This window comes from Bradyrhizobium sp. USDA 4461 (assembly GCF_054055655.1).
The window spans coordinates 336,377-360,849 of sequence record NZ_JBSRXM010000001.1; the positions used below are offsets into that span (position 1 = coordinate 336,377).

At 64.5% G+C, this 24,473-nt stretch carries 19 protein-coding genes and 1 pseudogene; 3 read left to right on the top strand and 17 right to left on the bottom strand.

The window, feature by feature from the left end; all coding sequences use genetic code 11:
• Window positions 1-53 precede the first annotated feature (53 nt).
• From ACVINW_RS01660 to ACVINW_RS01720, 13 genes are all read right to left on the bottom strand, one after another.
• The gene (locus ACVINW_RS01660) at window positions 54-248 is read right to left on the bottom strand and encodes a hypothetical protein (RefSeq protein ID WP_456749688.1); all 195 of its coding nucleotides are present in this window, start codon (window positions 246-248) and stop codon (window positions 54-56) included.
• A gap of 169 nt (window positions 249-417) precedes the next feature.
• A complete protein-coding gene (locus ACVINW_RS01665) occupies window positions 418-771 on the bottom strand; it encodes an acyl-CoA thioesterase (protein WP_456756270.1) in 354 nt (117 codons plus the stop codon).
• A gap of 89 nt (window positions 772-860) precedes the next feature.
• A complete protein-coding gene (locus ACVINW_RS01670; RefSeq protein ID WP_456749689.1) occupies window positions 861-2,957 on the bottom strand; it encodes a 3-hydroxyacyl-CoA dehydrogenase NAD-binding domain-containing protein in 2,097 nt (698 codons plus the stop codon).
• Window positions 2,958-2,959: 2 nt separating this feature from the next.
• On the bottom strand, window positions 2,960-4,243 hold the full coding sequence (locus tag ACVINW_RS01675) for an acetyl-CoA C-acetyltransferase (protein ID WP_456749690.1): 1,284 nt from the start codon (window positions 4,241-4,243) through the stop codon (window positions 2,960-2,962).
• Window positions 4,243-6,510, bottom strand: a complete 2,268-nt coding sequence (locus ACVINW_RS01680; protein ID WP_456749691.1) for an acyl-CoA dehydrogenase — start codon at window positions 6,508-6,510, stop codon at window positions 4,243-4,245. Before ACVINW_RS01680 ends, ACVINW_RS01675 begins: the two co-directional genes overlap by 1 nt.
• A gap of 209 nt (window positions 6,511-6,719) precedes the next feature.
• A complete protein-coding gene (locus ACVINW_RS01685; RefSeq protein ID WP_456749692.1) occupies window positions 6,720-7,964 on the bottom strand; it encodes an SMP-30/gluconolactonase/LRE family protein in 1,245 nt (414 codons plus the stop codon).
• A gap of 221 nt (window positions 7,965-8,185) precedes the next feature.
• Entirely contained in the window at window positions 8,186-8,809 is a 624-nt protein-coding gene (locus ACVINW_RS01690) for a flavin reductase family protein (protein ID WP_456749693.1), read from the bottom strand.
• A gap of 177 nt (window positions 8,810-8,986) precedes the next feature.
• On the bottom strand, window positions 8,987-9,595 hold the full coding sequence (locus ACVINW_RS01695) for a TetR/AcrR family transcriptional regulator (protein WP_456749694.1): 609 nt from the start codon (window positions 9,593-9,595) through the stop codon (window positions 8,987-8,989).
• A gap of 21 nt (window positions 9,596-9,616) precedes the next feature.
• Window positions 9,617-12,754: an efflux RND transporter permease subunit gene (locus tag ACVINW_RS01700; protein ID WP_456749695.1), complete on the bottom strand. Its 3,138-nt coding sequence runs from the start codon at window positions 12,752-12,754 to the stop codon at window positions 9,617-9,619.
• 130 nt (window positions 12,755-12,884) lie between these two features.
• Entirely contained in the window at window positions 12,885-13,991 is a 1,107-nt protein-coding gene (locus ACVINW_RS01705; protein ID WP_456749696.1) for an efflux RND transporter periplasmic adaptor subunit, read from the bottom strand.
• Window positions 13,992-14,282: 291 nt separating this feature from the next.
• On the bottom strand, window positions 14,283-15,608 hold the full coding sequence (locus tag ACVINW_RS01710; RefSeq protein WP_456749697.1) for an MFS transporter: 1,326 nt from the start codon (window positions 15,606-15,608) through the stop codon (window positions 14,283-14,285).
• 213 nt (window positions 15,609-15,821) lie between these two features.
• Window positions 15,822-16,985: a winged helix-turn-helix domain-containing protein gene (locus ACVINW_RS01715; RefSeq protein WP_456749698.1), complete on the bottom strand. Its 1,164-nt coding sequence runs from the start codon at window positions 16,983-16,985 to the stop codon at window positions 15,822-15,824.
• 75 nt (window positions 16,986-17,060) lie between these two features.
• The gene (locus tag ACVINW_RS01720) at window positions 17,061-17,303 is read right to left on the bottom strand and encodes a hypothetical protein (RefSeq protein ID WP_456749699.1); all 243 of its coding nucleotides are present in this window, start codon (window positions 17,301-17,303) and stop codon (window positions 17,061-17,063) included.
• A 156-nt stretch (window positions 17,304-17,459) separates the two neighbouring features.
• Between ACVINW_RS01720 and ACVINW_RS01725 the strand changes: the two genes are divergently transcribed.
• Complete coding sequence (locus ACVINW_RS01725; protein ID WP_456749700.1) at window positions 17,460-18,089, top strand: OmpA family protein; 630 nt, start codon at window positions 17,460-17,462, stop codon at window positions 18,087-18,089.
• A gap of 56 nt (window positions 18,090-18,145) precedes the next feature.
• On the opposite strand, the gene ACVINW_RS01730 is transcribed toward ACVINW_RS01725, so the two are convergent.
• Window positions 18,146-19,450 carry a phospholipid carrier-dependent glycosyltransferase gene (locus ACVINW_RS01730; protein ID WP_456749701.1) on the bottom strand — a complete coding sequence of 435 codons (1,305 nt, stop codon included), beginning with the start codon at window positions 19,448-19,450 and terminating at the stop codon, window positions 18,146-18,148.
• Window positions 19,451-19,655: 205 nt separating this feature from the next.
• Between ACVINW_RS01730 and ACVINW_RS01735 the strand changes: the two are divergent.
• Both ACVINW_RS01735 and ACVINW_RS01740 read left to right on the top strand, forming a co-directional pair.
• A pseudogene (locus ACVINW_RS01735) lies at window positions 19,656-20,396 on the top strand (FecR family protein).
• Window positions 20,397-20,398: 2 nt separating this feature from the next.
• Window positions 20,399-21,589: a hypothetical protein gene (locus ACVINW_RS01740; protein WP_456749702.1), complete on the top strand. Its 1,191-nt coding sequence runs from the start codon at window positions 20,399-20,401 to the stop codon at window positions 21,587-21,589.
• 108 nt (window positions 21,590-21,697) lie between these two features.
• Here ACVINW_RS01740 and ACVINW_RS01745 read toward each other — a convergent pair whose 3' ends face one another.
• From ACVINW_RS01745 to ACVINW_RS01755, 3 genes are all read right to left on the bottom strand, one after another.
• Complete coding sequence (locus ACVINW_RS01745) at window positions 21,698-22,027, bottom strand: hypothetical protein (RefSeq protein WP_456749703.1); 330 nt, start codon at window positions 22,025-22,027, stop codon at window positions 21,698-21,700.
• A 186-nt stretch (window positions 22,028-22,213) separates the two neighbouring features.
• Window positions 22,214-22,537 (bottom strand): hypothetical protein, encoded by a 324-nt coding sequence (locus ACVINW_RS01750; RefSeq protein WP_456749704.1) that lies wholly within the window; start codon window positions 22,535-22,537, stop codon window positions 22,214-22,216.
• A gap of 114 nt (window positions 22,538-22,651) precedes the next feature.
• Entirely contained in the window at window positions 22,652-24,322 is a 1,671-nt protein-coding gene (locus ACVINW_RS01755) for a glycosyltransferase family 39 protein (protein WP_456749705.1), read from the bottom strand.
• Between the last annotated feature and the right edge of the window lie 151 nt (window positions 24,323-24,473).

Sequence of the window (24,473 nt, forward strand, 5' to 3'; positions counted from 1 at the left end):
ACGTGCGGGGAACGGCGCGCCCGCGTCAGGGTCATTGCTCCGCAGCGTAACGGCTACGACGCCAGTTGCAACGTGTCGCCGGCGAGGAGCCGGCGCGCCGCGCGCTCGGCCTCACGCGCGTTACGGAAGATATGGCCCTCAAGCCGGGAAAAAAGTTGCGATGCAGCAAAGAACTGATAGCCGCGTTTATCGCGCACCACGATACCCGCGGTCTTCGAACTCACTTCGATCACGTAACTGTCGGACATTGTTAGCCTCGGTTCTTATTCCGGGCCGATAACCGAGGCGATACGGATTTGTTCCTGGTCGCTGCTGCGGCAACATGCGCTGCGGCGTAATAGTTCTGAGGCGATCCAATCCTGCCTTCAGTTTTGATTTGGCCGGTCGCAGGGATGATTCGGCACCCCCTAGACCGCGTCATGTGGCGATCGTCGCGCCATCGCGCTGGATCGGCTGCGGATGGCCCTGGTCGTCGATCGAGACGTAGGTGAAATTGCCGTCGGTGACGAGGATCGATTGCTGCTCGCGGCGGCGCAGCACCCAGGCTTCGAGATGCACCGTGATCGAGGTGCGGCCGACGCGCACCAGATTGGCGTGCACCGAGACGAGGTCGCCGACATAGACCGCCTTGCGAAAATTCATCGCCTCGATCGCGACCGTCACGGTGCGGGACTTCGCCACCTTGCCCGCGAACACGCCGCCGCCGAGGTCCATCTGGCTGAGCAGCCAGCCGCCGAAGATATCGCCGTTGGCGTTGGTGTCGGCCGGCATCGCCAGCGTGCGGATGCAGAGATCGCCCTGCGGCTCGTTGCCGCTGATCGGCGGCGCGTGAACGTGAGTGTCGGTTGCTTGCGAGTCGGTCACTTGAAAGCCTCCCAGCCGGGATCCGGGGCAAACCGTCCGCCGAACTTGCGCATCAGCGCCTGCATCGTCGACACGATATTATCGACGCCACGGGTCCGCGCATAGTTGAGCGGACCGCCGCGGAACGGGGCATAGCCGGTGCCGAAGATCATCGCGCCATCGACCATGTCGGCATTGTCGACGATGCCTTCGCGCAAGGCGGCGACACAGACGTTCGAGATCGGCAGCACCAGGCGGTCGATCATCTCGTCGCTGACCTTCGGACCGGTCTCCGGCAGCGGCGCCTTCTCCGCCTTGCCGTCCTTCCAGCTGTAAAAGCCCTTGCCGGTCTTGCGGCCGAGCTCGCCCTTGGCGACTTTTTCGCGCAACCATGCAGGCGTCGGCGGCAAGGCGTCGCCGAACTTCGAGCGCAGCATGTCGCCGACGTCGAGGCAGATGTCGAGGCCGACCTGGTCGGCGAGCTCGATCGGCCCCATCGGCATGCCGAACTCGATCGCCGCCGCGTCGATCAGGCGCTGGTCGGTCTTCTCGTCCAGCATCATCATCGCTTCCAGCATGTAGGGCGTCAGCGCGCGGTTGACGAGGAAGCCCGGCGAGCTCTTCACCGGCAGCGGCAGGCGATCGATGGCGCCGACAAAGGCCAGCGCCTCCTTCAGCATCGCGGAATCGGTGCCGTCATGGCTGACCACCTCGACGAGTTGCAGCCGCGACACCGGATTGAAGAAATGCAGGCCGAGCAGCCGCTCCGGCCGAGCCAGCGTGGTGCGCAGATCCTGCAGCGGGATGCTCGAGGTGTTGGTGGCGAGGATCGCGCCCGGCTTCATCTTCGGCTCGAGGCCAGCATAGACCTTCTGCTTCAGCTCGAGCTTTTCCGGCACCGCCTCGATGATCACGTCCGCATTGCGGACGCCTTCGCCGTCCATGTCTGGGATCAGCCGGTCCAGCGCGTCCCGCTGGTCGATCTTCTTGCGCATGATCTTGCCGAACAGCTCCGACGCCCGCTTCATCGCGCCCGCGATCGGCTCGGCCTTCATGTCGGCGAGCGTGACGCGCATATCCTGGTTGGCGCACCAGGCCGCGATGTCGCCGCCCATCGCGCCGGCGCCGATGACGTGGACGTGCGCAACCTTGTTGCCGGAGCCTGCCACCTTCTTCATCTGCTCACGCAGGAAGAACACGCGGATCAAATTCTGCGCGGTCGGCGTCACCATCAGATTGGCGAACGACGCCTTCTCCGCATTCAGCATCGCCGAGCGGTTGCCGGCGTGCTTCTCCCAGAGATCGATCAGCGCGTAGGGCGCCGGATAATGCTGGCGCGGCGCCGCCTTCCCGGCCTCGCTGCGCATCCGCGACGCCAGCAGGCCCCTGGCCGGCCCCGAATTGAGCAGCGAGTTGAGCACACCGGGCTTGGCGCGCTTGAGCCGGCCGAACACCGCATCCTTCACCGCGTTGCGGACGTGGCGTTCCTGCGTCACGGCATCGACCAGGCCGAGCGCCTTGGCGCGGCGCGCGTCAATGGTTCTGCCGGTCAGCATCAGGGTCATCGCCTGCATCGGATTGACCAGCTCGGTGAAGCGCACCGTGCCGCCGAGGCCGGGATGCAGGCCCAGCATCACCTCGGGGAAGCCGAACCGGGCATCGTCGATCGCGATCCGCATCTGGCAGGCCAGCGCGACCTCGAGGCCGCCGCCGAGGCAGAAGCCGTGAATGATCGCGACCGAGGGCACGCGCAACGCCTCGAGCCGATCGATCACCGCGTGCGCGCGTCCGATCGCGGTCTCGACTGTGCTGGGATCGCTGGCGCCGCGAAACTCATTGACGTCGGCGCCGGCGATGAAGCCGCTCTTTTTCGCCGAGCGCACCACGAGGCCGGTCGGCCGCTGGCTCTCCAGCGCCGTGACGATGGCGTCGAGCTCCTCGAGCAGATCGGCCGACAGCGTGTTGGCGCTGGCGCCGGCGCGATCGAACAGCAGCCAGGCGATGCCGTCCGCGTCCCGCGTCAGCTTGAAATTCCTGTACGGGCTGTCGGCGGCCGGCGGCGGCCCGAGTTCGAGCACGCGGTCGGCGAGAAGGTCCATGATCCGTGAATCCATGATCACACCGTCTCTATCAACATCGCGCCGCCCTGCCCGCCACCGATGCATTCGGTGGCGACGCCGCGCCTGGTGCCGAGCCGCTTCATCGCATTGACCAGGTGCAGCACGATGCGGTTGCCGCTGGTGCCGACGGGATGGCCGAGGCTGATCGCGCCGCCGTCGACGTTCAACTTGGCGCGGTCGATCTCGCCGGCCGCACCATCGAGCCCGAGGATCTCGCGGCAGAACTTTTCGTCGTTCCAGGCTGCAAGACAGCCGAGCACCTGCGTTGCAAACGCCTCGTTCAATTCCCAGGTCTCGACATCCTGCAAGGTCATGCTGTTGCGCTTGAGCAGCGCGCTGGCCGACAGCACCGGACCAAGCCCCATGATCGAGGGATCGAGCGCCGACCATTGGCTGTCGAGGATGACGGCCTTCGGCGTCAGCCCGTGCTTTGCCACCGCGGTCTCCGACGCCAGGATCACCCAGGAGGCGCCATCGGTGATCTGCGAGGAATTGCCGGCGGTGACCTGACCCCACGGACGCTCGAACACCGGCTTCAGCTTGGCCAGCGTCTCCGGTGTCGAGTCCGGGCGGACGCCGTCGTCAAAATCGTAGAACTTGCCGTCGCGCGCAAACGCGGTCTCGACCTCGCCCTTGAGAAAGCCCTGCTTCTGCGCGTTGGCCAGCCGCTGGTGGCTCTCGGCGGCGTAGGCATCGGACTGCGCGCGGGTGATGCCGAAAAGGTGGCCGACCTTCTCGGCGGTCTGTCCCATGTTGAGCTCGGTGATCGGGTCGGTCAGCCCACGCTCGAGGCCGATGATCGGCTTGAAATAGCTCGGCTTCACCTTCAGCGCCGCGGCGATCTTGGCGCCCAACCCCTTGGCGCCGGCGAAGCCGGCAAACCAGCGCACGCCGGAATTCGGCCAGACCAGTGGCGCGTGGCTCAAGGCTTCGGCGCCGCCGGCCAGGATCAGGTCGGAGATGCCCTCGCGGATGTAGCGGTAGCCGGTGTCGATCGACTGCATGCCGGAGCCGCAGTTGATCTGCACCGTGAAGGCGACCATCTGCTCGCCCATGCCGAGCCTGAGTGCTGCGACCCGCGCCGGGTTCATCTCGTCGGCAATGACGTTGACGCAGCCGAGGATGACCTGGTCGAAGGCGGCGGGTGCGAACGGCTGCCGGGCCAGCAGCGGCCGGCCGCATTGCACGGCGAGATCGACCGGGGTGAACGGGCCGGGACCGGAGCGCGCCTTCAGGAACGGCGTCCGGCTGCCGTCGACGATAAAGACTGGTCGCGCCATCAGCTCGCCGCCCTCTGCTCACCAAGCTCCTGGAAGAACTGATGCACGTCGGCGGATTTCTTGTAAATCGGGGACAACGCCTCGGCCGCAAAATCATCGACCTCGATGACTTTTGTGACGGCTTCGTGCGCGGCCGCGAGCTTCTCGCCGTCGGCCTCGGTGATGACGCCTTTCTTCACCGCCTCCTTCCAGTCATGCAGCCGCGCCGCGCGCAGCTGCTTGGCGGCGTCCTCGGCCTCGGTGACGAGCCGGAAGGCCTTCTCCAGCCGCGCGATGCCGCCGTCATCCTCGACAAAGGCGAGGTCCGGCGTCAGGCGGTCGCGTGCCGCTGACGGCGACAGCACGAGCTGCGCGCAGAGATGCACGACGCGGTCCGACGGTCCGGTGACGCGGGCGCCGAACGGCTGGATCAGGAATTTCAGCAGCCATGCCACCGGGCGGTTCGGCAGATTCGCGAGGATTTCCGCAAAGCGGTTCTCGATGGTCTTGAAGCCCGATGCCATGCACCAATCGAGCGCGGGCAGATCCTCCGTCTGCCGGCCCTCGTCCTGCCAGCGCTTCAGCGCGGCGGAGAGCAGATAGAGTTCGGAGAGAATGTCGCCGAAGCGCGCGGAGAGCATTTCCTTGCGCTTCAGCGCGCCGCCGAGGGTGAGCAGCGCCATATCGGCGCACAGCGCGAACGCCGACGAATAGCGCGACAGCTGGCGATAGAATTCCGTCGCATCGCCGGCATCCGGCGCCGGTGCGAACAAACCGCCGGTCCAGCTGCGGCCCCAGGCGCGGAACATGGTCGCAAAGCTGTGGCCGACATGCTTCCAGAACGCGGTGTCGAACGCCGCGAGGCCCTTGTCGCGGTCGGGCTCGCCAAGCGCGTTCATCTCCTGCAACAGATAGGGATGCGCGCGGATCGCGCCCTGCCCGAACACGATCAGATTGCGGGTCAGGATGTTGGCGCCCTCGACCGTGATGCCGACCGGCACCGAGCGGTAGAGACCGCCGAGATAGTTCTGCGGCCCGTCGATCACGGCCTTGCCGCCATGGATATCCATGGCGTCGTCGATCGCGATCCGCATCCGCTCGGTGGCGTGGAGCTTCATGATCCCGGAGATGACGGCGGGATGATGTCCCTCGTTCAGCGCTGCACAGGTGAGCCGCCGCGCGGCGTCAAGCAGATAGGCGGTGCCGGCGATCCGCGCCAGCGGCTCCTCGATGCCCTCGAACTTGGAAATGGAAATGCCGAACTGCTCGCGGATGCGGGCATAGGCGCCGGTGGTGCGCGCGGCATAGGCGGCACCCGCAGCCGACAGCGACGGCAGCGAGATGCCGCGGCCGGCGGCAAGCGCCGTCATCAGCATCTTCCAGCCCTGCCCCAAGCGTGCCTCACCGCCGATGATGTAGTCGAGCGGGATGAAGACGTCCTTGCCCCAATTCGGGCCGTTCTGGAACACCTGCATCGCCGGCAGGTGGCGGTGGCCGATCGAGACGCCGGGCAGATGGGTCGGAATCAGCGCGACCGTGATGCCGAGTTCGTCCTGATTGCCGACGAGGTGATCGGGATCATAGGCCTTGAAGGCAAGGCCGAGCAGCGTCGCGACCGGACCGAGCGTGATATAGCGCTTGTGCCAATTCAGCTTGAGCCCAATCACCTCGCGGCCTTCGAAATTGCCCTTGCAGATGATGCCGCTGTCGATCATCGAGGCGGCGTCGGAGCCGGCCTCCGGGCTGGTCAGGCCGAAGCAGGGAATGTCGTGGCCGGCGGCGAGCCGCGGCAGCCATTTGTCTTGCTGCTCTTTGGTGCCGAAACGCATCAACAGTTCGCCCGGCCCAAGCGAGTTCGGCACCATCACGGTGACGGCCGCGGTCAGCGAGCGCGACGAGATCTTGCGCACCACTTCGGAATGCGCGTAGGGCGAGAAGCCGAGCCCGCCGAATTCCTTGGGGATGATCATGCCGAAGAATTTCTTGGCCTTGATGAAGGCCCAGACCTCGGGCGGCAGATCGCGCCATTCCCAGTTGATCTTCCACTCGTCGAGCATGGTGCAGAGCTCGTCGACCGGACCGTGCAGGAAGGCCGTCTCCTCGTCGGTCAGTTTGGCCGGCGCGAACGCCAGCAATTTCGACCAGTCGGGATTGCCGGTGAAAAGATCGGCGTCCCACCAGACGTCGCCGGCTTCCAGCGCCTCGCGCTCGGTGTCCGACATGGTCGGCAGCACGCCGCGCGCCCAGGAGAAGATCGGTTTTGTAATATAGTCGCGGCGGAAGCTCATGGAGGGTCCTCATGAAACGGCGGCGCGGATTGAGTGATCCTATCGGAAAGTGCCGTTCACCGGTGAACACTTCGCTGTTCAAATAAAGCGAAATTGACGCGGCCAAGCCGCCGTTTGTTAACGGCAGGCCGCGCGTTCAGTTCCGAAAGCTGAGCTGCGACAATCAGGTAGCGGGGGATGGCGCGGACGCCATCCCCACGCAGGACGAGCTAGGCCGGCCCGGCGCCCTGGGTCGCGGTATAGACGGCGTAGAGCGACTGGCTTGCGGCCATGAACAGGCGGTTGCGCTTGGGGCCGCCGAAGGTGATGTTGCCGCAGACCTCGGGCAGCCGGATGCGACCGAGCAGCTTGCCGTCCGGCGACCAGCACGTCACGCCGTTGTAGCCGACCGCGCGGCCGGCATTGCTCGAGCACCAGACATTGCCGTTGACATCGCAGCGGATGCCGTCAGGCCCGCACTTCACGCCGTCGATCGTGAAATCGCTGAACCGCTTGCCGTTAACAGGCTTGTTGTCGGCGCCGACATCGAACACGAAGACGTCGCCCTTGCCGCCCGCGCCGGTATCGCCCGGGCCCTTGCCGGTCGAGACCACGTAGAGCTTCTTGTAATCAGGCGAGAAGCAGATGCCGTTCGGATCCGGCACCTGGTCCTCGCTGACCACGAGATCGATCCGGCCGGAGGGATCGATCCGATAGCAATTGGTCGGCAGCTCGCGCTTGACCGGCACGAAGCCCGCCGGCTGGCCGATCCGCGGATTGAGCTTGCCGGCGGAATTGCCCGGGCCGCCCGCCGCATCCGGCTCGCCCTCATAGAGCTGGCCGCCATAGGGCGGATCGGTGAACCAGTAGCTGCCGTCGGGATGCGCGACGATATCGTTCGGCGAGTTCAGCCGCTTGCCTTGATAGTTGTCGGCAAGCACCGTCGCGGTGCCGTCATTCTCGTAGCGCGTGACGCGGCGGGTGAGATGTTCGCAGGACAGCTGGCGGCCCTGGAAGTCGAACGAATTGCCGTTCGAGTAGTTCGACGGCATCCGGAACACACTGACATGGCCGTCGTCCTCCGACCAGCGCATCTGCCGGTTGTTGGGGATGTCGCTCCAGAGCAGATAGCGGCCCTGCGAGCTCCATGCCGGCCCTTCGGCCCACAACAGGCCGGTGTGGAGACGCTTGATCGACGTGTTGGGCTGGGCCAGATCGTTGAAGGACGGATCGACCGCGATGATGTCGGGGTCCCAGAAATAGGTGGTCGGCGCACCACGCGGGCTGAAGTCGCGCGGCGGGCTGGTGATGGTCGTCGGTGGCCCGACCGGCGCGGGCGCATTCTGGGCCAGCGCACTGCCGACGCCGGCTGCGGCAGCGGCCGCTCCGGCCGCCAGCCCCTGGACAAGTGTTCGTCGTGAAACGTTCGGATCGCGCCGGTCTTCGTTTTGACCGCTCTGCTCGTGGCGTGTCATCGCATCCTCCCACTCTGTTGGCCGGCCGTTGATCCGGCCTGGCGCGCGGGAGGTTAGACTGCTCGCCCCGAGGTTGCGAGTGACGGTTTTTCATCACCACGGGCGGAAATTTCACATTGTTGTGGTTTCTGGTTCCGTCATTGCGAGCGAAGCGAAGCAATCCATCTATCCCATGCGCTGAACGATGGATTGCTTCGCTTCGCTCGCAATGACGGACAAGCTCAATCCGGCCGGACCATCTCGAACATGTTTTCCGGCTTGATCTCGAAGTAGTCTCCTCTCCGCCCGGCGCGGACGATCGGGTGCGCGAGGCCGGTCTGGTAGACGCCGTCCTTGATGAAGGCCTTGTCGATGTGGACCGCGACCACCTCGCCGAGGGTCAGCCAGGCCTCCGCCTTCTTGCCGTCGGCGCCTTGCAGCTGGACGATCTGGCTCACCTTGCATTCGAACGACACCGGGCTTTCGGCGACGCGCGGCACGTTGACGAGCTTGCCGGGTACCTGCGTCAGGCCGGCGAGCTTGAACTCGTCGACATCACGCGCGACATGCGCAGCGGTCGCGTTCATGTGCCTGGCCAGATCCATCGTCGCCAAATTCCAGACGAACTCGCCGGTGTCCTGGATGTTGGCGACGGAGTCCTTCCAGTTGGTGGAGGAGAAGCCGATGATCGGCGGCACGTAGCAGAACGCGTTGAAGAAGCTGTAGGGCGCGAGATTGACGTTGCCGGCCTTGTCGCGCGACGAGATCCAGCCGATCGGCCGCGGCGCGACGATGGCGTTGAACGGATCGTGCTTCAGGCCATGGCCGTTCTTCGGCTCGTAGAAATGCAGGTCTTTCGCGGTCACCGGTGGCTCTTTCCTATTATCAGTCGCTCGTCATTCCGGGGCGCGCGCAGCGCGAGCCCGGAATCCATAACCACGATCGTGAGTATGGATTCCGGGCCTGCGCCTGCGGCGCATCCCGGAATGACGAATGAGATAATTGACGTAAGAGTCAACTGACGAAAATGTCAGCCCTGACGCTCAATGGGTGCGGGCGCGCGGCGACAGGCCGGCGATCACGAAATCGATCATCTGGTCGATGGTCGGCCCCGGCTTGGTGGCGCATTGGGCGATCATCTGCGGGTGGAAGAACCGCATCATCGCCGTGCAAGCGCACAGCGCGGCGACCTCCAGATCTCGGACCTCGAATTCGCCCGAGGCCGCGCCCTGCGCGATCACCTCGCCGATTATCTGGCCGATCAGCTGCATGTGGGCGACGCAGACGTCCCAATCCTCCTGCATCGCGATCTCGACCATCTCGTGCAGCTTGGAATCGGCGACATAGCGCTCGGTGTTCATCCGATTGATGGTCGTCATCATCTGGCGCAGGCGCGCCGCCGCCGGCCCTTCCGACCGGGCGATGCGCTGCGCCTCGACCTCGACCCCGCCCATCAGGCTGCGTGCCACGCCCTCGTGGATCGACTTCTTCGAATCGAAGAAGCGATACACGTTGGCGGGGCTCATCCGCAGCTCTTTGGCGATGTCGGCGACCGTGGTCTTCTGGTAGCCGATCTGCCGGAACAAGCGCTCCGCCACCACGAGAATCCGTTCGCGGGTGTCGGTTTCGCTATGTTCCTGGATCAGTGTCATGTTGGTCTGCTCAATCTTCAATTATTCAGCGGCTTCAGCAAGCGGAAATGCGCGTTGCGCATCGCCGGCATGCTGCGGCGCAGTATTGATTTGCTCGGGGCCGCTCTCCTCGAGGGTCTTGCGGAACCAGAGGGCGTAAAGGCCCGGCAGATACAGCAAGGTCAGGAAAGTCGCAACAAACAAACCGCCCATGATGGTGATCGCCATCGGGCCCCAGAACGCCGAGCGCGACAGCGGGATCATGGCGAGGATCGCCGCGAGCGCGGTCAGCACCACCGGCCGGGCGCGCCGGACGGTGGCCTCGACGATCGCCTCGCGCCGGGTCAGGCCGGACGCCACGTCGCTCTCGATCTGATCGACCAGGATCACGGTGTTACGCATGATCATGCCGGCGAGCGCGATCAGGCCGAGCAGCGCCACGAAGCCGAACGGCTGATTGGCGACGTTCAAGCCCAGCGAGGCACCGACGATGCCGAGCGGCGCGGTCAGGAAGACCAGCGTCAGGCGCGAGAAGCTCTGCAACTGAATCATCAGGAGCGTCAGCATCACCATCACCATCACCGGGAAGAGGATGAAGATCGACGCATTGCCCTTGGCGGATTCCTCGAACGCCCCGCCCGGCTCGATCCGGTAGGCCGGCTCGAGATGAGCCTGGATATCCTTGAGCTTCGGCGAGATCTGGTTGGTGACGTCGGGCGCCTGCACGCCGTCGACGACGTCAGAGCGCACGGTGATCGCCATGTCGCGGTTGCGCCGCCACAGGATCGGCTCCTCATGCGCATATTCGATTTTTGCAATTTGCTGTAGCGGGACCGCGACGCCGTTGCGTGACGTGATGGTGAGATCTCCGACGCGGCCGAGATCGAGCCGCTCGGACGGCACCGCGCGGGCGACCACGCCGACCTTCTCGATGCCGTCGCGGATCGTGGTGACCGGCGTACCGGAGATCAGCATGGCGAGCGCCTGCGAGACGTCCTGCGGGGTCAGGCCGAGCGCGCGCGCCCGATCCTGGTCGACGGCGAGCTTGAGGTAAGGCGACTGCTCGTTCCAGTCGAGCTGGACGTCCTTGACGTTCTTGTTCTGGCGCATGACATCGCGGACCTGGTAGGCAATGTCGCGCACCTTGTTGGCATCGGGCCCGATCACGCGGAACTGGACCGGGAAGCCGACCGGCGGACCGAAGTTGAAGCGGTCGACCCGGACCCGGGCCTCGTTCAGCGCGCCGTCGGCGGCGGCCTGCTCGATCTTCGCCTTGACGCGCTCGCGAGCCTCGACGTTCTTGGCGAGGATCACGATCTCGGCGAAAGCCTCGTTCGGCAGCTGCGGATTGAGGCCGAGCCAGAAGCGCGGCGAACCCTGGCCGACATAGGCCGTATAGGTCTGGATGTCCTGGTCGTCCTTCAGGAGCCCTTCGGCCTTCTTCACCGCCTTTTCGGTGACGTTGAAGGCAGTGCCTTCCGGCAGGCGCAGTTGCAGGAACAGCTCGGGCCGCTCCGACAGCGGGAAGAACTGCTGCTGGACGTGGCCGAAGCCCACGATGGCGGCGACGAACACGCCGACGGTCGCGACCACCACCTTGATGCGGTGATCGACGCACCACTGCACGACGCTGCGCAAGGCCCGATACATCCGCGTCTCGTAGATCGCATGCGGATCGTGGTTCTGGTGCACCTTGATGTTGGGCAGCAGCTTGACGCCGATATAGGGCGTGAAGATCACCGCGACGAACCAGGAGGCGACCAGCGCGATCGCCACGATCCAGAAGATGCCGCCGGCATATTCGCCGACTGCCGAATTGGCAAAGCCGATGGGGAGGAAGCCAGCGGCCGTGACCAGCGTCCCCGTGAGCATCGGAAACGCAGTCGATTCCCAGGCAAAGGACGCCGCCTTCATGCGGTCCCAGCCCTGTTCCATTTTCACCACCATCATCTCGACCGCGATGATGGCGTCGTCGACCAGCAGGCCGAGCGCAATGATCAGCGCGCCGAGCGTGATGCGGTGCAGATCGAGCGACATCGCGTTCATCACGATGAAGACGATGCCGAGCACCAGCGGCACCGACAGCGCCACCACGATGCCGGTGCGCCAGCCGAGCGCGACAAAAGAGACGAACAGCACGATCGCGAGCGCCTCGACGAAGGAGTGCACGAACTCGCCGACGGCGTGCTCGACCACCTTGGGCTGATCGGCGATCTGCTCGACGTCGATGCCCTGCGGCACCGCCTTCATGAACTCGGCGGTGGCCTGCTGGACCTCCTTGCCGAGCTCGAGGATGTTGGCGCCCTTGGCGGTGACGACACCGATGCCGAGTGCGGGCTTGCCTTCCTGGCGCACCACGAAGCTCGGCGGATCGACATAGCCGTGGGAGACGGTTGCGATATCCCCGAGCCGGAACACGCGGCCATTGCTCTCGACCGGCGTCTCGGAAACGGCCTTGACGCCGTCAAGCGCGCCGGTGACGCGCAGCGGCACGCGCTGCGACGACGTCTCGACGGTGCCGGCGGGCGTGACGTTGTTCTGCTTGGCGAGCGAATCGAACAGCGCCTGCGGCGTGATGCCGAGCGTCGCCAGCTTGGCATGCGAGAACTCGACGAAGATGCGCTCGTCCTGGGTGCCGTAGAGGTCGATCTTGGTCACCCCCGGCACCTTCAGCAGGCGCTGGCGGAAACCTTCCGCGACCTTCTTGAGCTGCGCATAATTGGCGCCATCGCCGGTCATCATATAGAGGATCGAATCGACATCGGAGAATTCGTCGTTGACCACGGGGCCGAGGATGCCGGAAGGCAGCTCGCCCTGCACGTCGACCAGCTTCTTGCGCAACAAATAGAAGAGGTAGGGCACGTCCTTCGGCGAGGTCGAATCCTTGAAGGAGACCTGCATCGCCGTGAAGCCGGGCTTGGAATAGGTCTGCACCTTGTCGAAGAACGGCAGTTCCTGCAGCTTCTTCTCGATCGGATCGGCGACCTGCATCTGCATTTCCTGTGAGGTCGCGCCCGGCCACATCACCGAGACGTTCACCACCTTGACGGTGAAGAACGGATCCTCGGCGCGGCCGAGCTTCTCGTAGGAGAAGAAGCCGGCGACGCCGAGGATGATCATCAGGAACAGCACCAGCGTCGGATGGCTGACCGCCCAGGCCGAAAGGTTGAAGCGCTTCATGTCAGACTCCAATTCCCCAAACCGTTACCGCCACGGCCATCATTGCGAGGAGCGTTAGCGACGAAGCAATCCACACTTGTCTTGCTGCGAGATGGATTGCTTCGCTTCGCTCGCAATGACGGAACATTAATCAGAACGACAGCGACGAGACGACCCGTACCTTCTGGCTCGGATCGAGTTTCTGCACACCGAGGGCGACCACCTTGGCGCCGTCGTCGACGCCGGCGGAGATCACGACATTGTTGCTCTCATAGGCCTTCACCTTGACCGGCTTCAGCGCGATGTCGCCCTTGTCGTCGACGATGTAGAGCGAGGGATCGCCGCCCTGGCTGTACAGCGCCGACAACGGCAACTTGGCGACGCGCTCGCTCGCCTTGTCGGCCAGGGTCAGGGTTGCGGTCATGCCGAGCGAGACGGCCTCGTCGGCGTCAGGCAGCGAGAACTTTGCGAGATAGGTGCGGGTGGCGGGATCGGCCTGCGGCGCGACCTCGCGCAGTTTCGCGTCGTAGCTCTTCTTCGCGTCCGACCACAGCGTCACCGTGGCAACGCCCGACCTGGCACGAGCAAGAAGCGTCTCTGGGATCGCGACGACAGCTTCCTTCTCGCCAAGTCGGGCGACACGGATCGAAGCCTGGCCCGCGGCAACCACCTGGCCGGGCTCGATCATGGTCGCTGTGACGACACCCCGGGTGTCGGCCACGAGCGTTGCGTAAGAGAGAGAGTTCTTGGTCAGTTCGACCGAGCGCTCGGCGCGGTTCAGCCGCGCCCGGGCCTCGTCGCCGGCGGCCTTGGCGGAATCGAGCGCCGCATCGGTGGTCCAGCCCTTGGCCTTCAGGTCCTTGGCGCGCTGCTCGGCGGCCGCGGCCTGCGCCAGCACGCCGGTGGCGGCGCTGAACTCGGCCTCCGCCTGCTCGGCCTGCAGCTTCAAATCGACCTCGTCGAGGGTGGCCAAGGGCTGGTCGACGTCGACTGTCTGTCCGACCTCGACCAGCCGCTTGGCCACCTTGCCGGCAACCCGAAAGCCCATATCGGCCTCGATACGGGGCTTGATGGTGCCGACAAAGCTGCGTTCAGGGGTTTCAGCTTCGTAATGGACGGTCGCCACCAGAACGGGGCGTCCGGGATCGGCGGTTTCGGCCGCCTTTTCATTGCAGCCGGTCAGCGCGAACAACGCGAAAGCCAGCGACGCTCCGGTTAAGAGCCTGTAGTAGCTCGATAAAACGGAACGAACCAACATCTGAAATCTCCATCGGCTGACGACTGATGAAGACTATCTATTTATCACTGATGAATGTCAATATTCGTCAGTGATAACCAATTCGTGAGGTCGGCCATGGTGGCCTTCGGATTGGCAGGGATTTGTGGGGACGTAGCCCGGATGGAGCGAAGCGCAATCCGGGTACCGTTGTCACGTCGGCGACCTCCCGGATTTTCGCTTCGCTTCATCCGGGCTACGCACTGTGCATGGGGTTGTTTTCGACTTTTTGTTCGAGCCGGCGACGAGGGTGCCGGTCGCGGATTCGGGTCGCTACTTCGCCCCCGCGAATTCGGTCTTGGTCTCGTGGCTGCCCAGGAACACCAGCAGTCCCGCCGCGAGCGGCAGCAGCGCCAGCACCAGTAGCCCGGTCGACGTGCTGCCGGTTGTCTCCTTCACCCAGCCGATCAGATAGGGCCCGAGGAAACCGGCGAGGTTGCCGATCGAGTTGATCAGCGCGATCGCGCCGGCGGCCGCGGTGCCGGACAGCCAGGCGGTCGGCAGCGTCCAGAACACCGCAAAGGTGCAGAACACGCCGATCGCGGCGACCGTCAGCACGAGCATGGTCGTGGTCGGATCGGTGATGTAGCTGGAGACGGCGAGCGCCAGCGCGGTCAGCAACAGCGGCGCGCCGACATGGAATACACGCTCGCGCGTGGCGTCCGACCGCCGCGCCCACAGGATCATCGCGACGGTGCCGACCGCATAGGGGATCGCGGTGACGAAACCGGTCTGCGCGTTGGTCAGGCCGAACGCCTTGACGATCTGCGGCAGCCAGAACTGCATGCCGTAGAGCGAGGCGACGAAGCCGAAATAGATCGCGCTCAGTGCCAGCACCTTCGGCGAAGACAGCGCCTCGAACAGCGTGAAGTGCTTGGCGGCCTGCTTGGCCGCCACCTCGGCATCGAGCTTCGCCTTCAGCCACGCCTTCTGCTCGGTCGAGAGCCAGTCGGCCCGCTCCGGCCGGTCGGTGAGATAGAACCAGGTGACGATGCCGAGCAGCACCGAGGGCACGCCCTCGATGATGAACAGCCATTGCCAGCCCTTCAGGCCCATGACGCCGTCGAGCCCGAGCAGAAGCCCGGAGATCGGCGCGCCGATCGCGGTCGAGACCGGGACGGCGATCGCGAAGGCGGCAAGGAAGCGCGCGCGATATTCGGCCGGATACCAGTAGGTGAGATAGAGAATGATGCCGGGGAAGAAACCGGCCTCGGCGACGCCGAGGAAGAAGCGCAGCGCGTAGAAGCTGTGCTCGTCATAGACCGCCGCCATCAAGGCCGAGAGGATGCCCCAGCTGACCATGATGCGGGCGATCCATTTGCTGGCGCCGAACCGCTCCAGCGCCAGATTGCTCGGCACCTCGAAGATGAAATAGCCGATGAAGAAGATCCCGGCACCGAACGAGAACACCAGCGGCGAGAACTTCAGCTCCGCGTTCATGGTGAGGGCGGCGAAGCTGAGATTGACGCGGTCGAGATAGGAGAAGAAGTAGGCCAGGATCAGGAACGGGATCAGCCGCCAGGAGATCGCGCGGATGGTGGACGTTTCGATCTCGCTGCGGGCGCCGCTGCTGGGCGCGATCGTCGCGGTCTGGCTCATCTGTATCCCCCCGAAATATTGCTTGCCTTGACGATTATTGGGTGGCCCGGCATTCGGCAATGGCAAAAACTCATAGCACACAGCACAAACGGGAACCCGAGCCGGTTTCCACGGTGTCATTGCGAGGAGCGATAGCGACGAAGCAATCCATCTGTTCGCCTTGCGGCGCCATGGATTGCTTCGCTTCGCTCGCAATGACGGCTAGACCGCCGTCTAATCCGCGAGCTGGAAACGTTCAAAGCGGTCGAGCTCCTCCTCGATGCGGCGCTTAAGCTCCTTGCGCGTCGCCTGTTTCTTGCCGTTGCCGACCCAGCTCCATTTCTGCATCAGCAGCTTCTTGTTCTGCCGGTCGGTCTTGAGGTCGAGCGCGGCGACGATGTCGTCGCCGACCAGCACCGGTAGTGCGAAATAGCCGAACAGGCGCTTCTCCTTCGGCACATAGGCCTCGAAGCGGTGGCCATAGCCGAAGAACAGCTCCGTGCGCTTGCGTTGAATGATCAGCGGATCGAACGGCGAGAGGATGTGCACCAGGGACGGATTCCCCTCGCCGGTCGCGTCCAGCACCTCGGGGCGCGCCCAATGCTCCTGCTTGCCGGCGCCGTCGAGCGCGATCTGGACCAGTTCCTTGCGGCGCACCCGCGCCTCGATCAGGCTGCGCACCGCCTTCTTGCTCGGCGCGTCCAGATGGCAGACCGAATCCAGGCTGACGATGCCCTGCGAGCGCAGCGCGCGGTCGAGCAGATAGGCCGTCCGGGCCGAGGCCGGCGCCGGCTTCGGCGGCTTGACCCAGCCGAAATGCCTGCCCATCAGCTCGTAGGTCTTGAGCATGCCGTTGCGCTCGCTGATCGTGACCACGCCACCATAGAAGGCGAGCTGCAACGCCCGCTTGGAGGGTTTGCGGCTCTGCCAGAGATGCTCCTTCTCGGTCAGCACATCGTCGTCGATGTCGCGGATGGTCAGCGGTCCCTCGCGCAGCAGCCGCATGATCTTGCGGGTGTCCGCCGGGGTGACCGACGAGAACCATTTATGGCCGTCGCGCTTGTGCGCCCTCATCGCCGGCAGGAAGATATTGATGTCCTTGGACGGCACGTAGGACAACGCGTGCGTCCAGTATTCGAACACGCTCTTGTCCTGGCTCTGCGCCTGCTTGAGGTCGGCGCGGCGATAGTCCGGGATCCGGGTGAACAGGATGTGGTGATGGCAGCGCTCGATCACGTTGATGGTGTCGATCTGCACATAGCCGAGATGGTCGACGGCGGCCGCCACCGCCGACGCGCCTTCCCCGAACGGCGTCTGCGTATCCAACCGCTGCGCACGCAGCCAGATGTGGCGGGCGGCAGCATTGTTCAGGGATAAGGGTTCGGCGGCGCGGGGCATTGCCCCGGCAATGTAGTGAGATTCGCGGCGCTGTGGAGAGCCGCGCGAGGGAAATCAGCCGCGCGCCAGGACCGGCTAATCCGATCCGACGACCCGCTGCAGCCAGGGCACGTCCCGCATCGCCGCTGCGAGCGCTGCGCCCTCCTCGTCGAAGACCCGGGACGCATGACCGCCGACCGGAAACCAGCCGCTGCCGTCTTCGACGTCCCGCCGGTATTCCTCGAAGCCGATGGTCCGGTCCGGGCGAACGAAGATATCGACGCAGCGCGCGGCATCCTCGTCATTGATCGAGCGAAGCACGCGATTGACGTGGGCCATGTTGCTCGCCCTCTCCGTTGCCGTCTGCCTGCACAGGGTCCAGAAAATCGCACTGTGATGTACATCACATACGGGACTTTGAACCAGTCCTAGGTTCCCGGCATCAAAACGACAGCAAGCCAAAACCGGCTGGCCGCGTATCTAAGGACGAAAACGATGACCCGCTCCTTTTCCCTGTCTCTTTTGACAATCGGCGCTGCGCTGTCGATGACGGCGGGCGTTGCACTGGCCGGCAGCGATACCGTCCCGGCCGCCCAGATCCTCAACGCGCTGAAGCCGAAGTCGGCCACCCGCAGCCTCTCCGGCGCGCCGGCCGACCCGGCCGCGACGGCCAGGGAGACGAGCTTCCTCAACACCGTTCGCAACCGGCAGACCCGCTCGCTGTCACTGGGCGAGCGCCAGGAGATCGCCGACATCGCCGCCAGCAAGCCGAAGATCGATCTGGAGATTCACTTCGACTACAACTCGGCCGCCATTGCCAAGGGCTCGACCGAGGCGGTGCAGGAGCTCGGCAAGGCGCTGTCGGATGCCAGCATGAAGGGCTCGACCTTCGTCGTCGCCGGCCATACCGATGCGATCGGCGGCGAGGCCTATAACCAGGACCTGTCGGAGCGCCGCGCCGACACCATCAAGAAATATCTGGTCGAGCATTACGGCCTGAACGGCTCGGACCTCGTGACCGTCGGCTACGGCAAGACCCGGCCGAAGGACCCGAACGCGCCGATGGACCCGACCAATCGCCGCGTGCAGGTCGTCAACATGGATACCAAGACGGCGCAGCAGTAATCGCCCGCACACGATCCGCCGCTTCCCGGCAGGCGGTTCGATTGATCCCACGAGCTTCAAATCCAGTTCTGGAACAGCATCAGCCGATTGAAGGTCGCCATCGAGGTCCCGATGCCGGCGGCGGTGACCGGCAGCATCGCGACGAATCCTGCGCATGCGACCGCCACGAAAGCCCACAACAGCCAGCGCGGCGCGCCCTTGCTGGTCAGGGCGTGGACCAGCACGAAGCTCGCGGTGGTCGCCGCCGGCAGATAGTAATAGATGAAGCCGAGCGTGCGCGGCAGCAGTGCCCAGGCGAGATACGGGCCGAGGTAGAACGCCAGCACGAGAAACGCAGTGCGGCCGCGCCCGACGATCCAGTCGCGCAGCGCGACGATCAGCGCGATCAATGCCGGCCACAGCACCAGCGGGTTGCCGAGACACACGATCGCGGCGAAAGCGTCGTCACCAACCTTCTCGAACAGAAACCAGACCGGGCGCGCCAGCAACGGCCAGGACGGCCACGAGCTCATATAGGTGTGGCCGGCGATCGCGGTCGTGGTGTTGTCGGCAAAGATGCGGCGCTGCGCTTCGACGAGGCCGGACCATGAGAGACCGTAGAGCGGCACGAACGTCGCCAGATAGACCGCTGACGGAAGCAGCACAAAACAGACGATGAAATGCGGAAGCCTGAAGTCCGGCCACAGCTCCGGCCGGTACCAATCCTCCGCGCTGGCGTCGGCAAAGCGCGTACGCCAGCCCTGCATCAGGCGGATCACCGCGACGATGGCGATGCAGGTCGCGAGCACGAACAGGCCGCTCCATTTGCAGGCGCTCGCAAGTCCCGCGGCCAGTCCCGCCAGCGCGAACGCGGTGTGCGGCCGTTGCTGTCTGAAACCATGGATGAAGGCGGCGACCGCGAACAGGCAGAAGGCAAGCGCGAAAATATCCAGCATCGCGATCCGCGACTGCACGAACAGCATCTGGTTGAAGAAGGCGATCAGTACGGTGGCGACCGCGCGCTCCTGCGATGCGAACAGCGCGAACGCGCCGAGATATATCGCGACCAGCGCCAGCGCCCCGAACAACGCACCCGGATAACGCCATCCAAGCGGCCCATCGCCAAACGCCTTGATCGAGAGCGCGATGATCTCCTTGGCAAGCGGCGGATGCATCGGGTTGAGGATCGGCCCCTCGGTCACCGGCAACAGCATCTGCCGCGCCGCCGGCACGTAATGCACCTCGTCGAAATAGAGCTTGTCGGGCGTCGTGATCCCGAGCAGCAGCACGACATGGGCAACGACGAAGATGACGGCCGCAACGATCGCCGTACGCGCGGCCGGGCGGCGGTCAACAGCAGACGATTTGCTTGCGGTACTCAATGGGCGTGCACGATGAGAACGAGTGTGAGCGAAGTGTGAGCTACGCGCGTTCGCGACGCGTGTGACTCTGTGACGTGTGTGATCGGAACTCACGTTCACGTCCGCACCGTTGAACGTAGTCGAATCGACGGACACTAACCATCCAATCACCTCGGCGAAGCTTGTGACAAATATACAATATCAGATGCGCACACGATCCGGTACGATGACGCGGTTAAGTTGATCGGTATCGCAATGAATTCGCCTCGCCGCTTTTTCTTCCTGCCAGCACTCGGCCTTGCCGTCGCCCTGACGGCCCATCCCGCTCGGGCGCAAAGTCGCGTCGGCGAAGCGGCGATGGTGAAGAACGAGGTCCTCCGTGTTGCGGCCGCGACGACGCCGATCAGTGTCGGCGACGCGCTGCTGCGCGATGAGACGGTGCGCACCGGTCTCGAGAGCGCGGCGCGACTGGTGATGGCCGACAGCACCAACCTCTCGCTCGGGCCGAACGCCTCGCTCAAGCTCGATCGCACCGTGTTCGACGACGAGCATCACTATCGCGATGTGGCGATCCGCCTGACCTCGGGCGCGTTCCGCTTCGTCACCGGCCATTCGGAAAAGGCCGCCTACAAGATCACGACGCCGCTTGCGACCATCGGCGTTCGCGGCACGGTGCTCGATATCCTGTCACAGCGGCGGCAAGACCATTGTGGTGTTGCAGGAAGGCGGATCGACGGTGTGCACGTCGAACCGGCAGTGCATCGACCTGACCCAGCCCGGCGACACCGCGATCATCACCTCGAGCGGCGGCCGCACCACGATCCAGAAGACCAACAACCCGCCCTGGACCTTTGCCGCGACCTGCAGCCAGTCGGCAGGGCTCTGCACCGTCACCCAGTATGCGGACGCGACGCCGGTGACGCCGCCGGTCAATGACGATCCCACCGGCATGCTGTGCGGACGGTGAGCATGGCGCGCCGCATCCATCATGTGGTCCTGTCGGCGGCGCTGACGATCGCGCTGGCGGTCGCGATGCTGCATGCACTGGCCGCACCGGCCCAGGCGCAGACTCCAACGTCGAATTGTACGTCTGTTCCCTCGACCGACACGTTCGTGCCGTCGCCGAACTGCAGCACGTCGACCCCCACGCCGACGCCCACTCCCACATCGACGCCGACACCGACACCGACCCCCACGCCGACACCGACGCCGAGCCCTTCCCCGACGCCAACTCCAACGCCCACACCGACGCCGACGCCGATCACCGGCGCGCCGTCGAGCGGCAGTTCGATCAACAGCCTCGCCGACCAGCGCTTCAACCAGATGATCACCAACCGCGTGCTCGGATCGGTGCTGCTCGGCGTCAACGAGCAGGTCAATTGCGACGATTGCATCAGCGCGTTCGGCTCGGCCGGTTCGTTCTCGGCCGGCATCCATGGGCGCAAGACCATCACGCCGAATCTGTCGCTGCTCGCCGGCATCGCCTACACGCAGTATGGCGAGGGCGGCTACAACGTCACCAGCGCGCCGATCGGCGCGTTCGCGCTGCGTTACGACTTCGTCGACTGGGGCTCCTCGCGACCGTTCTTCGACATCGGCACCATCCTCTCGCCGTCCGAGAAGGTGCGCTACACCCGCAACTACGCCACGAGCCTCGGCCCGGTGTCGGTCACCGGCCAGACCTCGAGCGAGAATTACGGCGTCTACGGCCGCGCGGGCTGGATCAACCGGCTGTCGGCACGCGACGAGGTCGCGGCCTCGGTCGAGGTCTGGCAGCTCTGGCAACGGGTCAAGGGCTACAGCGATCCCGCGGTTGCCTTCAATCCGTTCGACGCCACCATCGCCGACGGCACCGATCGCACCAGCCTGGTCAAGATCGGCGGCCAGTGGACGCATCTGTTCGGATCGAACATCGAAACCAACATCAATGGCGGCTGGGTGCAGTCGTTCGCTACCCATTCCGGCATCGTCGCCACCGTCACCGGCGACGGCACCATCGTGCCGACGATCGGCAACCAGGGCTGGTTCGAATATGGCGGCCGCGTCGGCTTCCGCATCACCAAGGGCTGGGTCGCCGACATCTTCCTCAACGGCACCGCCGGACCGCAGCCGGTCGGCAACACGGTCCATGGCGGCGTCGGGCTGCGGATCAGCTATTAGCTAGCTGATGGTCGTCGCCGGCATCGCGCCGACGTGCGGGTCCTGCCAGCAATCTGCTGGCAGCTGCCGCGTCACAACGCGTCGGCCGGCGACGATACCGATCTACGTTCAATCGTTGTCCCAATAGCCGTCCGAGTAGCCTTCCCGGTAGCCGGATCTATATCCGTGGTCATATCCGCCCGGATATTCGTCGCCATAGTCGTATACATGACGGTGGTAGTGGACGACCGGGGCAGGCGAATAATAGTCCCGCTCGTAGACATGGGCTGGAGCCGCCCGGGCAGTCATGGTGGAACCTAACAGGGCGCCGACGGCGAGACCGCCAACGATGCCGACAGCCACGGCATCGCCGCGCCGGCCACGCGCCGCAGCTTCCGTCGGCGCAAGACCGCCAATGACGATCACGGCGACGGCCGATAGAACAGCTACTCGTTTCATTCAAGCATATCCTTATATTGAGTTCAGTCGCCGCGCTGGTCGACGGTAGCGATCGCCGATCGGGCTTACCGCAGGATGACGTCGCGGCGGGACCTGCGTTCTACGTGCGCCGCCGCGCCCGCTGGGTCGTCGCGCCGAAGCGCCTGCGCCGAACGCTCGGACGCGACGAACAACACCTCCCAGTTCCTAGAACGTGACGAGGTCCTTGATCTCGGTCCTGACAAATCGCGGCACGACGCGTCTTGCCACGAAGTCGTTCCAATCCTTGAACTTCGACTTCGACCTCGCCTCCGTGATTGCGGTAACGCCGCGGACGCTGAGGTGCGGAATCTTCACCAGCTCGCTGACAGGAGCGGTGTTGAGATTGATCCGTTCGACGCGACTGGCAGCCTCTCGTGCCGCAGGCGCCCTGTGGCTCGAACCGGTCTTTGATGGAGATGTCTGCGCGAACGCGGTGGCACCGATCACGGCGCAAACGCCGAGGCTGATGCAAACCAATCTAACAAGCATGGACTGCTATCCTTCGTGATGAGACGCCCTTGACCCGGCTGCCGATAAAGCGGCGACCGATTACCGCAAGATTACGATCGCGATCGTCGTCGCGACATTCGGCGATCAATTCGGTCAGCGCATCAAGCCGAACCGGTTTTGCGAGTCCACGCTTCCGTCGGCGGAGATACGTGTCCTGCCCGGATCAACATCACCGGCGAGGCTTGAGGATGTGCTGTCCGGCTCGCGAAGTGGCGCGACCAGGAATGCAACGAGGTTTCGTTTGACGCCGGCAATTCCGAACAAGCTCGATCGAACGGAAAATTCGCGCCGGACATAGCTTCCGGCATGGGCTGCCATTCGCTCGGTCCATTCAATGCAGTCGACTTGGTCATCGAAGCAAAGCGCTGCCCAGCCACGCTCCGGCATCACCTGGCGAGGCAATGCCAGTGAATATTGGTACGCGAAGGGATCGCCATAGTGCGGGTGATCGGGGCTATAGAACGCCACCGCAAGCCCGAGGCTATCGTTGCCTCCGACGATCGACAGAGGGGTTCCGATCTGCTCGTGCCACAGGCGGGTGAGTTCGTCCGCCGCCTGGTGGTAAAAGCTTCGTCCCTCCTCATATCCGTGGCTGTTGCGGTAGAGCGCATGAAGCGGGGCCGCGATCACGGCAGCACCGATCGCTATTCCTGCAACAAGCAGCGCTGCATTGACCGTGTAGAAGCGCTCGATCCGGTAGCTTGTGCTGCAAACGACGGGCACAGCCAGCAGAAACAATCCTTGCAGCGCCCACAGCGACGGAAGGTCGGTGCAGAGGAAAATGGATGTGACGACGGGAAGAGCGATCGTGCCGATCGCGATGTGGCAGATCAGTTTCAGATCGGGCTCCGAGGCCGCGATGTCGCGAGCAAGGCGCCTTGCTCGATACCCGGCGATCAGCATCCATGTCGCGACGGACAGACTGGCCGCTGCGGCAAGCCCTAACAGGAAATTGGCGGCGTCTTGCAGAGACGAAAGGAAATCGGCCCGCACATGGGTCGCTGCATAGTAGACAGGTTCCGCGCCCGTCTCGGCCAGCCATTGCAGATGCGGGCATAGCGCAAGCAGCCCGGCCGCGATCGATATCCAGGGCGAGCTGGAGGTAAAATAGGCGCGCCGCGCGGGATGAAGGATCGCCGCCAACGCAAAGCTCGCCACCAGAAAGATCGAATAGTATTTGCCCAGCATTGCGAGAGACGCGGTCAATCCGGCAGTCATCGCCCAGAGCGGCGCCCTGGTTTCAAAGGCGCGGAGGAAACAGTAGGTCGCAAGCGGCCAGACAGCGAGCAACACGGCATTGGCGTTGAAGCGCTGGGCATGAAACTGGTAGGCCGGAGTCAGCATCAGCAGCAGCAACACGATCAGACGCTTGTGTCCGCTCGCAAACCGTCTGGCAATGACGTCGACGAACCACAGTGCCAGTGCTGCATTGGTCATCGCCATCAGCTGCAACGACCAGTCGGTGGGCGGAAAGACCGAGGTCCACGCGCCGGTCATCCAGCCCATCAGCGGCGGGTGCTTGGGATAACCCCACGCGAAATGCCGTCCGTACGTCCAGGTCTCCAGCACGTCCGGATGCAGGCCGGCGCCGTGATAGGCCACTGACAGATACAGCGTCCAGATGCCTGCGAAGCAGACGAGCAGCAATGGGATTGACCATCCGGTCTCTATCCCATCCAGCCATCGATTGAGCGGACGGCGCCAGGACGCAGGGCAGCGATCTGACCGCTTGGCCATCGCCGAGAACGCAAAATCGACCGCCATGATGTTCAGAAGCCTGACTGCCGGAGGCGGCGATCGCGACGTGCAATGCGAATTGCGTTGAGCGGCCGAGAAGCACATGTTCGCCACCCGATCCGATGACATCCCTCGCGGCCGCAGCGGTCGGTTCTCCCGGCGATCCCGTCGATCTCCC

Excerpts from the sequence above, each read along its gene's own strand:
- ACVINW_RS01660 (WP_456749688.1), bottom strand. The coding sequence starts at position 248 with ATGTCCGACAGTTACGTGATCGAAGTGAGTTCGAAGACCGCGGGTATC.
- ACVINW_RS01665 (WP_456756270.1), bottom strand. The coding sequence starts at position 771 with ATGCCGGCCGACACCAACGCCAACGGCGATATCTTCGGCGGCTGGCTG.
- ACVINW_RS01670 (WP_456749689.1), bottom strand. The coding sequence starts at position 2,957 with ATGGATTCACGGATCATGGACCTTCTCGCCGACCGCGTGCTCGAACTC.
- ACVINW_RS01675 (WP_456749690.1), bottom strand. The coding sequence starts at position 4,243 with ATGGCGCGACCAGTCTTTATCGTCGACGGCAGCCGGACGCCGTTCCTG.
- ACVINW_RS01680 (WP_456749691.1), bottom strand. The coding sequence starts at position 6,510 with ATGAGCTTCCGCCGCGACTATATTACAAAACCGATCTTCTCCTGGGCG.
- ACVINW_RS01685 (WP_456749692.1), bottom strand. The coding sequence starts at position 7,964 with ATGACACGCCACGAGCAGAGCGGTCAAAACGAAGACCGGCGCGATCCG.
- ACVINW_RS01695 (WP_456749694.1), bottom strand. The coding sequence starts at position 9,595 with ATGACACTGATCCAGGAACATAGCGAAACCGACACCCGCGAACGGATT.
- ACVINW_RS01700 (WP_456749695.1), bottom strand. The coding sequence starts at position 12,754 with ATGAAGCGCTTCAACCTTTCGGCCTGGGCGGTCAGCCATCCGACGCTG.
- ACVINW_RS01705 (WP_456749696.1), bottom strand. The coding sequence starts at position 13,991 with ATGTTGGTTCGTTCCGTTTTATCGAGCTACTACAGGCTCTTAACCGGA.
- ACVINW_RS01710 (WP_456749697.1), bottom strand. The coding sequence starts at position 15,608 with ATGAGCCAGACCGCGACGATCGCGCCCAGCAGCGGCGCCCGCAGCGAG.
- ACVINW_RS01715 (WP_456749698.1), bottom strand. The coding sequence starts at position 16,985 with ATGCCCCGCGCCGCCGAACCCTTATCCCTGAACAATGCTGCCGCCCGC.
- ACVINW_RS01720 (WP_456749699.1), bottom strand. The coding sequence starts at position 17,303 with ATGGCCCACGTCAATCGCGTGCTTCGCTCGATCAATGACGAGGATGCC.
- ACVINW_RS01725 (WP_456749700.1), top strand. The coding sequence starts at position 17,460 with ATGACCCGCTCCTTTTCCCTGTCTCTTTTGACAATCGGCGCTGCGCTG.
- ACVINW_RS01740 (WP_456749702.1), top strand. The coding sequence starts at position 20,399 with ATGGCGCGCCGCATCCATCATGTGGTCCTGTCGGCGGCGCTGACGATC.
- ACVINW_RS01745 (WP_456749703.1), bottom strand. The coding sequence starts at position 22,027 with ATGAAACGAGTAGCTGTTCTATCGGCCGTCGCCGTGATCGTCATTGGC.
- ACVINW_RS01750 (WP_456749704.1), bottom strand. The coding sequence starts at position 22,537 with ATGCTTGTTAGATTGGTTTGCATCAGCCTCGGCGTTTGCGCCGTGATC.
- ACVINW_RS01755 (WP_456749705.1), bottom strand. The coding sequence starts at position 24,322 with ATGGCGGTCGATTTTGCGTTCTCGGCGATGGCCAAGCGGTCAGATCGC.